The 12918-nt window shown below is 29.1% G+C and carries 9 protein-coding genes; all 9 read right to left on the reverse strand.

Going from position 1 to position 12918, the window contains the following annotated elements:
- Positions 1–53: 53 nt before the first annotated feature.
- Positions 54–1556, reverse strand: a complete 1503-nt coding sequence (gene xylB, locus psyc5s11_RS19945) for a xylulokinase (protein WP_224034231.1) — start codon at positions 1554–1556, stop codon at positions 54–56.
- Between the two features lie 723 nt (positions 1557–2279).
- Positions 2280–3461 (reverse strand): sugar ABC transporter permease, encoded by a 1182-nt coding sequence (locus tag psyc5s11_RS19950; protein WP_224034232.1) that lies wholly within the window; start codon positions 3459–3461, stop codon positions 2280–2282.
- A gap of 2 nt (positions 3462–3463) precedes the next feature.
- Positions 3464–5041, reverse strand: coding sequence for a xylose ABC transporter ATP-binding protein (locus psyc5s11_RS19955; RefSeq protein ID WP_224034233.1), 1578 nt, complete (start codon positions 5039–5041; stop codon positions 3464–3466).
- A 63-nt stretch (positions 5042–5104) separates the two neighbouring features.
- Positions 5105–6184, reverse strand: coding sequence for a D-xylose ABC transporter substrate-binding protein (gene xylF, locus psyc5s11_RS19960; RefSeq protein WP_224034234.1), 1080 nt, complete (start codon positions 6182–6184; stop codon positions 5105–5107).
- A gap of 380 nt (positions 6185–6564) precedes the next feature.
- Positions 6565–7899 carry a response regulator transcription factor gene (locus psyc5s11_RS19965; RefSeq protein WP_224034235.1) on the reverse strand — a complete coding sequence of 445 codons (1335 nt, stop codon included), beginning with the start codon at positions 7897–7899 and terminating at the stop codon, positions 6565–6567.
- A complete protein-coding gene (locus psyc5s11_RS19970) occupies positions 7899–9374 on the reverse strand; it encodes a sensor histidine kinase (RefSeq protein ID WP_224034236.1) in 1476 nt (491 codons plus the stop codon). Before psyc5s11_RS19970 ends, psyc5s11_RS19965 begins: the two co-directional genes overlap by 1 nt.
- Positions 9364–10344 carry a substrate-binding domain-containing protein gene (locus psyc5s11_RS19975; RefSeq protein ID WP_375542017.1) on the reverse strand — a complete coding sequence of 327 codons (981 nt, stop codon included), beginning with the start codon at positions 10342–10344 and terminating at the stop codon, positions 9364–9366. The genes psyc5s11_RS19970 and psyc5s11_RS19975 overlap by 11 nt, the downstream gene beginning before the upstream one ends.
- 296 nt (positions 10345–10640) lie before the next feature.
- Positions 10641–11243: an NUDIX hydrolase gene (locus psyc5s11_RS19980; RefSeq protein ID WP_224034238.1), complete on the reverse strand. Its 603-nt coding sequence runs from the start codon at positions 11241–11243 to the stop codon at positions 10641–10643.
- Positions 11244–11582: 339 nt separating this feature from the next.
- Entirely contained in the window at positions 11583–12905 is a 1323-nt protein-coding gene (locus psyc5s11_RS19985; protein ID WP_224034239.1) for a glycoside hydrolase family 27 protein, read from the reverse strand.
- Positions 12906–12918: the final 13 nt, after the last annotated feature.

A 12918-nucleotide genomic window follows, 5' to 3' on the forward strand; every position in this document is an offset into this window, starting at 1 on the left:
CTATTATAGACAATAATAGTTTTTCTTAAATAATATCACTATTATGTATTTTATTAAATATCTTTTATTTTAGGATAAGCTGAGTTATATACAGCATATACTTTAGCATATACTTCTTTTAAATCAACATTTGGATCCACCTTTGAATTTCCTTTTATGATTTTACTACAAGCATCCTCTACTGAATCATATATTCCAGCTCCTACTCCTGCAAGTATTGCTACTCCAAGTGCTCCACCTTCTGATGCTTTTACTGTAGTTAATGAATACCCAAAAATATCAGCTAATATTTGTCTCCAAACACTACTTTCTGCACCGCCACCACTTACTCTTATTTCATCAATATTTACATTCATGTTTTCAATAAGATCCAGGCAGTTCTTTAAGCTAAAACTAACACCTTCTAATATACTACGTACAAAATCATCATGATTATTTATTAGAGATACTCCTAAAAATGCACCTTTTACATTTGGATCTATATGTGGAGTTCTTTCTCCCATAAGATATGGTAAATATACTATTCCATTAGATCCTGGTTTTGATGCAGCTGCTATTTCAGTTAAGATATCATATATATCTCTTCCTGACTTTTCACTGTCTTCAACTTCTTTAGCACAAAATGTTCTTTTAAACCAATTTAATGATAAACCAGCTCCTTGAGTAACACCCATTATGTGCCACTTATTAGGTACAGCATGGCATAAAGTATGAACTCTTCCTTCTTTATCAAATCTTGGTGTGTCAGTTGCTGCAAATACAACTCCTGATGTACCTATAGTTGTTGATATTATCCCTTCACTTACTATCCCATTTCCGATAGCTCCTGCTGCTTGATCTCCTGCACCACCAACAACTGGCGTATTTAATGCTAGGTTTGTTAATTTAGCAGCTTCTTCTGTGACATGTCCACTAACAACTACTGATTCATAAACATCTGCTAATATATTTTTATCTATATTTAAATCCTTAAGCAGCTCATCACTCCAGTTTCTAGTATTAATATCTAGCATTTGCATTCCACTGGCATCTGAAACTTCTGTTGCAAAAATATTTGTTAATTTTAATCTTATATAATCTTTTGGAAGAAGTATTTTATATATTTTTTCATAATTTTCTGGTTCATTATTTCTAACCCATAATAATTTTGAAAGTGTAAATCCAGTTAATGCAGGATTTCCTGTTATTCTAATTAATCTTTCTTTTCCTATAACTTCTGTCATGTAATCGCACTCTTTTTCTGTTCTTTGATCACACCATATTATAGAATTCCTAATTACCTTATAATCTTTATCTACTAAAACAAGTCCATGCATTTGACCACTTAAGCCAATACCTTTAATGTCAGAAGCTTGTACACCACTTTTTTCGATAACATCTTTTATACCTTTAACACACGCTTCCCACCAGTCTTCTGGATTTTGTTCTGCCCATCCTACTTGTGGTTGAAATAAATCATAACCATATGTAGCAGTTTTTATTGTTTTTCCTTCTTCATCAAATAAAGCTGTCTTAGTTCCTGATGTTCCAATATCTAATCCTAACAAATATCTCATGATAAACCTCCCATTTTTAATATGCCTTGCTTTTATATAATCTCAAACTTTAGATTTGAAATTACTTTTTAAATGTATTTTAATAAGTTCATTTTACTTCTATTTTTACTTCTAGTCAATATCTTTCAGTAAACTTTTTCATAATTATTTTCTTTTAATATCTCTAATGTCTATTTTAAACTTTTGTGCTATTCTTAAGTTTTTAAAAGAGTTCATAAATACCATCTATTATTTTTAAATTATGCTAATATAATATTTACTGTATTTTAAAAAATAAAGATTCGATAGAATAAAGTGCGCTAATTAAATTTGTATAACAATAGGTAGTTTATTCTAAATAAACTACCTATTGTTATACAAATGATTTTATTCTCTACTATATAGATACCCACAACTGAAATTTTACTTATGCTCGGTATTATATTCAACATTTGCTATACTTAGGAGCATATCCAACAGAGAAATTGGATACATATTTGTGAAGTAGGCATTGAAAATAAGCTGCTGAAGCTTCTTAATGGGAGGTTGTTCCATTATAGTTTGTCCAAATTTTACATTTGGAGCAAACTATAATGGGTGCAACCTCCCATTTAGAATGCTTCCAGCGAAATTTTCACAGTCCTACGGAATAAATATGTATTCAATTTCGGCGGATGTAGGCATAAGTATGAGTTCCACTGTGGTTATCTATAATATGTTAACAATTAATATTTCCTTAATTAATTATTTTTTATTTTTAGAAGCTATATCCATCCATACAGCAATCAACAATATTAGACCTTTAACAATATATTGCCAAAACGTTGGTGTATTCATCATACTCATACCATTATCTATAGTTGCCATTACAAGAGCACCAACTAAGGCTCCAATAACGGTACCACTACCACCAGCTAAACTTGCACCACCAATAACACATGCTGCAATTGCATCCATTTCTGCACTTTGACCAGCAGAAACTGAACCTGCATTTAATCTTGTTGTTAATAATATTCCTGCAACTCCACAAAGCAAACCAAGTATTGAATATATAACTATAATATGTTTTTTTACATTAATACCTGATAATCTTGCTGCATCTCTATTTCCACCAATTCCATACATTCGTCTACCGAAAACAGTTTTTGTTGCTACAAATCCTAATATCAAAGCTATAAGTAACATTATGAAGGCTGGTATTGGAAATCCTTGATAGTCATTAAGTATTACTACTAATGCTAATGATACAATTCCAATTCCAGCTATTGTAAATACATCTAAAATCATTGGTTTAACATCAATATTGTATTTAATTTTATTTTTTCTATTATTTAATACTAAATATGCTGAACCTGCAATTGCTAATACTACTAAAACATACCCAAGGGCTGTTGGTAGATAAGCTTGTCCTATTGCTTTAAAATCTGAGGATAATGGAGCTACAGTATTTCCTCCAGTAATCCCTATTAATATTCCTCTAAAAATAAGCATACTACCCAAAGTAACTATAAATGATGGTACATTTTTCACTGCTATCCAATATCCATTCCAAGCACCCATAATTACGCCAAGTATTAATGTTATTACTACAGTTGGAATAGCTGAAAAACCAAACCAAACGTTTAATATTGCTGCAATTCCTCCAAGTAATCCAAGGGTTGATCCTGCTGATAGGTCTATCTCTCCTAAAATAATTACAAAACACATTCCTATTGCAAGTACCCCAGTAATTGACATTTGTCTAAATAAATTTGATAAATTTCTTGTTGTCAAAAAATTCCCATCCGTTAACATTGTAAATAAAATCCACAACGCTGCTGTTGCTATTAATATTGCTGTCATCTTAGATTTAAATATTGTATTGAACCCAAATTTCTTTTCTTTCTCTGAACCTATACCTATATTTTTACTTTTACTTAATTGCATATCTATACCCCTCCTACAGAAGTCATAATTTCTTTGTTATTATTTTCACTCATATTTTCATTTTTCTTTCCTACAGAATATCTCATAATCATTTCTTGAGTTAAGTCTTTATTCTCAAGATCTGCCTTTATTTCACCTTCATTCATTACTAAAACTCTATCACTAATTCCAAGTACTTCTGGAAGTTCTGATGAAACCATTATTATAGATATACCTTGCTTCGCTAATTTAAAAATCAACTTATAAATTTCATACTTAGCTCCTACATCAATTCCTCTAGTTGGCTCATCTAATATTAATATTTTAGGTTCTGCTAAAAGATTTTTTGCGAGTATTACTTTTTGTTGATTTCCACCACTTAAATTTTTTATTGCGAGCTCTGTTGATGCAGTCTTTATTTTTATTTCATCAATACATTTCAGAACATCCATCATTTCTCTATCATTGTCTATTACATCAAGTCTTTTTTTATATTTTAATAAATTACTTATTGTCATATTATTAGCTACACTCATTCCTGAAATTATCCCATCTTTTTTTCTATCTTCTGGAACCATAGCTATTCCTTTGCTTAAAGCATCACTTGGATTTTTTATGTCAATTTTTTTACCTTCAAAGAATACTTCACCACTCTTTTGGCCTTGGAAACTTCCATATATACTTGCTACCATTTCTGTTCTACCTGAACCAACTAAACCTGAAATTCCAAGTATTTCTCCACGTCTTAATGTAAAACTTGCATTCTTTACTCTTTTAATACTCTTATTAAATGGATCTAAAACATTGAAATTCTTTACCTCAAAAAATTCTTCCCCAATTTCATGTTCTTCCCTTGGAAATAAATTTTTCATTTCTCTTCCAACCATCATTTGTACTAATTTATCTTGATTTATTTCTTTAATCGGAACTTGGCCTATTGTTGACCCATCTCTAATTACAGTAACATTGTCACATATTCTTGTAACTTCGTTAAGTTTATGAGAAATATAAATACACGTAACTCCATCTTTTCTTAAATCATCTAGTATTCCCATTAAAACTTCTACTTCACCTTCACTTAAAGAAGCTGAAGGTTCATCAAGAATTAATAATTTAGCATTTTTAGATAGGGCCTTTGCTATTTCAACCAATTGTTGATGTCCAATTCCTAAATCTCCTGCTCTAGTAATTGGACTAACATTTAATTTAACCCTGTTTAATAATTCATTTGTCTTATTTAATTGTTCACTAAAACTTACTAGTCCATATTCGCTAATTTCATTTCCCAAAAAAATATTTTCTGCTACAGATAATTGCTTAATAATAGCTAATTCCTGATGGATAATTGCTATACCAACTTTTTCAGAATCTCTTATACCTATTTGATTTAATTCTTTACCTTCAAAAATTATTTTTCCTGAGTAAGACCCAGCAGGGTGCTCTCCACTTAAAATTTTCATTAGTGTAGATTTTCCCGCTCCATTTTCACCACAAAGAGCATGAATTTCTCCCTTTTTAACTTTTAAAGACACCCCATCTAATGCCTTTACTCCAAAGAATTCTTTGACTATATCGTTCATTTCTAAAATATACTCACTCATGAAATACATATCTCCTTTCTATATTGGGGTTTGAAATTATAATTTCAGACCCCAATATGCTATTTACTTACTTGGTCTTTTATCTTGTGGCACATTTTTATATACATCATCAAACTTTTGGAAACCATCTTTTACAACAGTATCATTCATATTATCCGCTGTAACTGCTACTGGAGTAAGTAATACTGAAGGAACATCCTTTTGACCATTATTAGTTACACTTCCATTTGTTTGAACCTCTTCACCTTTGGCCATTTTTACAGCCATTTCAGCTGCTTTTGCAGCAATATCCTTAATAGGCTTATATACTGTCATTGATTGAATTCCCTCAACAACTCTTTGGCAAGCTGCTGTATCTGCATCTTGTCCGGAAATTGTAACTTTTCCTGATAATCCTTGTGCTTGTAATGCTTGAATAGCTCCACCAGCAGTACTATCATTTGAAGCAACAACAGCATCAATTTTATTATTGTTTGCAGTTAGCGCATTTTCCATTATCTTTAATGCTTCTTCTGCTGACCAATCTTTTACCCATTGATCTCCTACTAGTTTTATATCTCCTTTATCTACATAAGGTTTTATTACATTCATTTGTCCTTGTCTAAATAACTTTGCGTTATTATCTGTTGGAGAGCCTCCCATCATAAAATAATTTCCCTTTGGAGTTTTATCTACAATTGCTTTTCCTTGTAATTCTCCAACTTTAACATTATCAAATGAGACATAATAATCTACATCACTATTGGTAATTAATCTATCATAAGATAAAACTTTTATTTTATTTTGATGAGCTTCTTCCACAATAGGTGCTATTGATTCTCCATTATGTGGTATTATAACCAAAACATTTACTCCTTGAGATATAAGGTTTTCAGCCTGTGACATTTGTGTTGTATCATCTCCATTGGCAGACTGAAAAACTACTTCTGCTCCAAGTTTCTTTGCTTCTGCTTCAAAAATATCTTTATCATGTTGCCATCTCTCGAGTCTTAAATCATCCATACTTACCCCAATTTTTATTTTCTTATCTCCACCACTAGCTGCTTGTCCACTTGTCTTTGCTCCACATCCTGTTAATGCTGAAAACATTAATATTCCGCTTAGTGTTATACCTAATAATTTAATCATTTTTTTTGATTTCATAATTTATCTCCCCTTTTTATTCGTTAATGTAAATCTTTTTTACAATCTTAATTATAGCTTCTTAAGTAAACGTTTAGAATAGACTCATTTGCTGACTTATAATTTTATATTGCTGTCTTTTTACCGCAATATTTTACTATGATTAATAAATCAAAATAACAATCCATCCCTCATAATTTAATAACAAACATCAAATAAATTGGTTTTTAATATTCTTCTTTGAAATATGGACAGCATATAATAACATTTAGCGACAAAAAATCTATGATGACATCTTAAACTTAAGATATCATCATAGATTTTTTATATAACTTATAGCAATATTTTGCTCACCATCCTATTTTTTATAATAATTCCTTCTAAAATATCTATTCTTCACTTTATACCTTATAATTAACTGGACTTATTCCTTCATATTTTTTAAACACTTTGCTAAAGTAATTAGGATCATTATATCCAACCTTATAGCAAACTTCTTTAACATTCATTTCTCCATTTGAAAGTAATTCCTTAGCTATATCTATTCTGCATTTATTTATATAATCTGAGAAATTAGTTCCTGTCACTTCTTTAAATGTTCTGCTAAAATAATATACACTTAATCCAAAATTACTTGCAACTTTTTCTAGTTCAAGCTCTGTTTTAATATTTTCTTTAATATAGTTCTTTACATCATCAAATAATTTCAGTTTTATTTTATTAACATTTTTAATTTTATTATCCTTTACATCATTTAAATTAATATTAGCATCATTATGATTTATAATTTTTTCTTCTAACATATTTTCATCAATATCATTTATATGAATAATATTTACATTATCCGAATTATATACTAAACACTTAGTAGCTTGTCTATATGATTCAACTATATGTTCCACTGAATTATATATTTCTCCAAGCCCAGCTCTTATTGAAACATTAAATCTCTTTTTTATTTCTCTTCTCAAATTAAATGCAAGATCAATTCCTAAATTTTTAAAATCCTCAGTATCCTCATTTTCAATCTGTATAAAATAAGTTAATTCTTCATAAAACATATAATTTCCTATACACTTATATTTTCTATTAATGTATTCTTTAATATAGTCTCCAATCTTCATTTTAATTTGATCTTTTTCACTCCTGCATGCATCCTCGTAATCATACTTATCCTTAATAGATATAACCATTGCATAGCTATTTATAAAATTCATATTTAAACATTGCAAATACATTCCATAATCAACACCAATAAGTTTATCATTTATTATTAAATCACTTAATTGATTTTCAAGTACTGGTAGTAATGTATATATTTTTTCTTTATCTTCAATCTCGCTTTTCCTCTTATTCTGCTCCTTTTTCACAAACTGAATACCTATAGAAACTTTCTCTATTATCTCCTCCTTTGCAAATGGCTTTAGAAGATATTCCTTTACATTTATTTTCACAGCTTCTTTTGCAAAATCAAAATAATCATAAGCAGTTAATATTATGCTATATACATTAGGTAAGCTGGCACTTATTTCTTTTAAAGCTTGTATTCCATCTATACCTGGCATTTTTATGTCCATTATAACTATATCTGGCCTAATACTTTCAGACATTTCAATTGCTTCTCTTCCATTTTTAGCTTCATATACTTGTAATTTATCTGAAAAATTCTCTTTTATTATATGCTTAACTATTTCTCTATCATATTTTTCATCTTCAGCAAGTAAAATTTTCATCATCAATTACCATCCCCCGTTATTGGTATTTTCAAATAAACTTTTGTCCCTATGCCTTCTTCACTTTCTACTTTAAACATATCTTTTTTATCATATAAATACCTAAGTCTCTTTTCAACTATATTTATTCCAAGTCCAGTAGTATGACCAATATGCTGAGTATCATAATTACAATTATTAATCTTATCCAAAATTTCTTTTGGAATACCAACTCCATCATCTTCAATAACAACACAACATATACCATCGTCATCATTTATACTTATATCTATGCATCCACCTTCTTCTTTGGATTCTATCCCATGTATAAATGCATTCTCCACCAATGGCTGTATTGTCATACCAGGAATCTTCACTTTTTTCATATCCATATTTACATTTAAATTAAATTTCACCCTATCATTAAATCGACATTCTTGTATATAAATATAATCCTTTACAATGTTTATCTCTTCTTCTAAAAATGAATTTCTATTCATGCATCGTAAAGAATACCTTAAAATATTTGAAACTGATTTTATTAATTTACTTGTTGTTGTTGCATTTTCCATAATCGCTGTAACATTTACACAATTTAACGTATTAAACAAAAAATGTGGATTTATCTGAGACTGGAGTACCTTAAGATCAAATTTCTTTAAAGCGTTTTCATATTGGAGATTCTTCATTTCTTCTTCTTTTAATTTTTTCTCCAATATGAGCTTATCATTAATTGAACTTACAAACTCTTTTATATCTTTTATCATAGTATTGAAAGCATTTGTAAGTACATCTAATTCATATATATCAGTTTTATTTCCTTCATAATATTCAAACTGTCCCTTAGATACCTTGTTAGATGTTTCAACAATTCCCTTTAATCCTTTTGAAATATTTCTTATAAAAAACATAGCATATATAACACACATAGATAAGATTAATATTAGATAAGTTGTCAACGATACATATATAATGCTACTATTTTTATTTAATTCTTTATAATCTATACTATTGACTTCCAAATAATTCTGCATAAGTGTTGATGCATATACATTGAAATATGATGCAATATTTTTAGCTGCTATAAAATCATCATAATAAAAAATATACCCTTCCTTATTTTCGTAAGCTGAAATTGTTTTTCCAGAGTTCTCCTTGTATGAGTCCAATGTATTATCTAAATCCCGTAAAATGTATTGACTGCTATTATCAGAATTATTCTTTAGCGTTTGTATTTTTTGTTTCGCTAGATATACTTCATTATTATAGCTTTCTTTCTTTTTTTCAGCTCCACTTAATATATATTGATTAAAACTATCCAAAGAATTTTCAATATGTTGTTTAATTTCATTTGCTATAAGCATATTATTAAGCATATTAACATATCCATTTTCAATTTTTCTGCTCATGCCTAAGGATATAATATTGCATATGCCTATTGGAATAATCAAACATATAACAAATATAATAAATCTGCTATTCAAAGTTTTAATTTTCAAATTTATCATCTCCTTGTTTATAAGTATCTATATTACTTTTGTTAATAACACCTACATTAGTTAAAAACTTTTGATCAATATCAGATTTCTTTTCAATTTTATCCATAATAATATTAACTGCTTTATAGCCCATTTCATCACTTTTCTGTACTATTGTTGCTGCTACTACTCCATTTTTAATATTATTTAAAGTTTCCTCTAAATCATCAAAGCAAATAATCTTTACTTTACCGCTATCATTCAAACTTTGTATTGCTTTAGCTGCTCCTATACCATCAAGGGCTGAAGTACAAAATAATGCATTAATACTATCATTTCTATTTAATATTTTTCTAGTTATAATTTCTGCTTCCAAAAGCATAGCATCTGATGAATCTACATCAACAATTTTTAAATTAGAATTTGAAAGTATATAATTTTCGAAACCCTTTACCCTTTCCTTTTGATTTTTAACCTCCTTTCCCCCCATCACTATTGCAACATTTCCATCTGTTCCAATTTGCTTTATCATTTCTTCGCCTGCTGCTTGTCCTGCTAAAATATTATCAGTCCCAACATAAGCTATCCTATTGCTATCTTCTTCATCTGAATCTATTGTCACTACAGGAATTCCCTTTTCCATTGCTCTATTAATTCTCTTTTTATATTTCCCCTCTTCTTGAACATATGTTATTATTCCACTTACTTTAGCAGATGTAGCCATTTCAAAAAGATTTAATCCTTCCTCTGTACTTGCAGTTGTTGGCCCTAGAAATTCAATTACTGCACCTCTTTCTTTAGCAGCTCTTTCTGCTCCTTCTCTTATATTCACCCAATAAGGATTTGTTTTTATATGAGATATTAATACTATTTTGGGTTTTATCGGTTCTTTGTCTACCGTCTTATCTTTTAATAAATAAAGAAAATATATATTACCCATACAAAAAAGAATAACTAATATAATAACTACGACTTTCTTTAAATCTCTCATCATTTAAAACTCCTCTTATACTAAAAATCTATATAGTATATAACATTTAAAATAACTTTTAAAATGTTATTTAATAATATCATTCTATATTGCTTCTATTTTTTAGTCAATATTTTTTGTATAGCTTTTCATATATAATAGGATACTTAAATTTTAGCAATCATAACGTGTTAAATTAATATAAAAATATACAGCAGCTAATTTTATAACAAAAAAAGACTAAGTTTTACCTTAATCCTCTAATACTTTATCCATTTAAACTCATATTTATCATAATGGAATTCTTTAATAAGATGTTATAACTTTTCCAAAAAGTTTTTTAGCATCTCCGCCGTAATCCCCCATATATTATAATTTTCATATTTATAAAATAACAATCTATGTTTAGCTTCCCTAAATTTATAATTTTCCTTATTAACAATTAAATCATATGGAAACTCTTCCGGTCTCTCAATTTTTAATTTACTATTCACTTCTAAAGGCCTATGATTTAAAAGATAATTAATTGGAACGTAAAACACATGATCAACTTCACTTTCATTTATCTTGATTTCTTTAATGTTTTCAATAATCCCTAAATAAGGATGAATTATTATACCATCATATCTAACTACAGTATCTAATTCATTTATAATATCAATATTTTCAATTCCTAGCTCTTCAAACATTTCTCGTAGTGCAGCTTCTTTGGGAGTCTCGTCTCCATCTATCTTTCCACCTGGAAAACATATATCACCTGGTTGACTATTTAATTTTTTTGATCTTACTTCAAATAATATACATACTTCATTATTTATTTCTACTATAGGAATAATTATAGCTGCTCTTCGCATTCTTTCCCATCCATTAATATATGGTTTATTATTTTTTATTTTATTCTTAATATCTTTTATATTCATATTCTATAATCACTCCCTAACCATTAATTGTATATTGATATTATATCAAATGTTAACATTAATAAATATATTTAAGTTTTATGAAAAACAAAAAGCTACATTTCACTAATAATTATATTACTCAATAAGTATATAAATTATTAGGCACATGAAAATAAATAACAAGTCCAAAGTTGCTACGAATATTTTTCATCAGGCAAGGAGACGAATTACCCTCATAGCGGGCCTATTAGGGCAATTTGCCGACGCAGCATGATGGAAAATAGTCTAGCAAATGGACTTGTTATTTTTTTGATTGTGCCTTAGCTCAAAATGCAGCTTATTTCTCTTTAAAAATATCTAAACAAATTCACTTAATTTTATTAATCTAGCTCCATGGCTTGGAACTTCTAGTTCTAGTATATCCGACACTTTTTCTAAATCTTCATGTTTCCATAAATCTCTACTAATATAAGTTCCCTCTATATTAATATCTTTTAACAAAACCTCTACCTTATGAGTTTCTTCTCCTGTATTAAATAATGCTATATAGTAGCTTCCATCTTCATCTTTTGCTATCCAAACAATTCTATTATCTATTCTATATAATTGCTTTCCTTCTGAAGAATGTTTAAGGACCCTTAAAATTTCAGTATTAGTTAATAAAGAAAGTGTCCACGTATCATTATCTCTTAGCTCGCACCCAACCATAAGTGGAGATCTAAAAATACACCAAAGAGTTAACATTGTTATTTGTTCATCTTTAGTAAATTGAGTCATTCTACCTTTTCCTAAATCATTTGGATCTGTACGAATTCCAATATGCCCAACTGGAAGCATATCTGCATCTGGAAAGTGTCCTGGTCCTACATGAGGACTCCAATTATTACATCTTTCAAATTCAGCGAATAAATCAGCCCATCTATCCCAATAGTCCCCGGTCATTCTCCACATATTAGCATTAGCTTTAACATGTTCTGCAAATTCTAATGGAGTTGGTCCTGGAGATAAACTAAGAACAATGTTTCTTCCGCATTTATCTATTGCCTTTCTTATTAATTCAATTTCACCTGCAAAATAAGGTATATCTCCTATTTCAGCACATGAACTATCATCAACCTTTACATAATCTACACCCCATGATGCATACAATTCAAATAATGAATCATAATAAATTGCGGCTCCTTCTTTTGCAGGATCTACACCATACATATCAGTATTCCATCTACAAATTGAATTAGTGTATGCAATTTCCCTAGCTGTAATATATGTTCCTAATAATTTTGTATTTCTATGAATAGCTTGTCTTGGAATTCCTCTCATTATATGAATACCAAATTTCAAGCCAAGAGTATGTACATAATCTGCTAAAGGTTTAAATCCAGCACCATCTGCAGCAGAAGGAAATCTATTTGTAGCTGGAATCACTCTAGAATATTCATCCATTTCTAATTCTGTAAATGGTCTATAATCACATGAATATGCTTTGGGCTCATACCACTGTATATCTACAACAACATATTCCCATCCGAACTCCTTTAAATTTTTTGCCATATATTCGGCATTACCTCTAACTTCATCTTCCCTTACACTTGCACCATAACAATCCCAACTATTCCATCCCATTGGTGGCGTTAATGCAAATTGATTTTTATCCATAACTTTATCATACCTTCCAATCATTTATTTTACAAAA

Source organism: Clostridium gelidum, assembly GCF_019977655.1.
GTDB classification, from domain to species: Bacteria; Bacillota; Clostridia; order Clostridiales; family Clostridiaceae; genus Clostridium; species Clostridium gelidum.

Excerpts from the sequence above, each read along its gene's own strand:
- psyc5s11_RS19975 (WP_375542017.1), bottom strand. The coding sequence starts at position 10,344 with ATGAGAGATTTAAAGAAAGTCGTAGTTATTATATTAGTTATTCTTTTT.
- psyc5s11_RS19980 (WP_224034238.1), bottom strand. The coding sequence starts at position 11,243 with ATGAATATAAAAGATATTAAGAATAAAATAAAAAATAATAAACCATAT.
- psyc5s11_RS19965 (WP_224034235.1), bottom strand. The coding sequence starts at position 7,899 with ATGATGAAAATTTTACTTGCTGAAGATGAAAAATATGATAGAGAAATA.
- xylB (WP_224034231.1), bottom strand. The coding sequence starts at position 1,556 with ATGAGATATTTGTTAGGATTAGATATTGGAACATCAGGAACTAAGACA.
- psyc5s11_RS19950 (WP_224034232.1), bottom strand. The coding sequence starts at position 3,461 with ATGCAATTAAGTAAAAGTAAAAATATAGGTATAGGTTCAGAGAAAGAA.
- xylF (WP_224034234.1), bottom strand. The coding sequence starts at position 6,184 with ATGAAATCAAAAAAAATGATTAAATTATTAGGTATAACACTAAGCGGA.
- psyc5s11_RS19985 (WP_224034239.1), bottom strand. The coding sequence starts at position 12,905 with ATGATTGGAAGGTATGATAAAGTTATGGATAAAAATCAATTTGCATTA.
- psyc5s11_RS19955 (WP_224034233.1), bottom strand. The coding sequence starts at position 5,041 with ATGAGTGAGTATATTTTAGAAATGAACGATATAGTCAAAGAATTCTTT.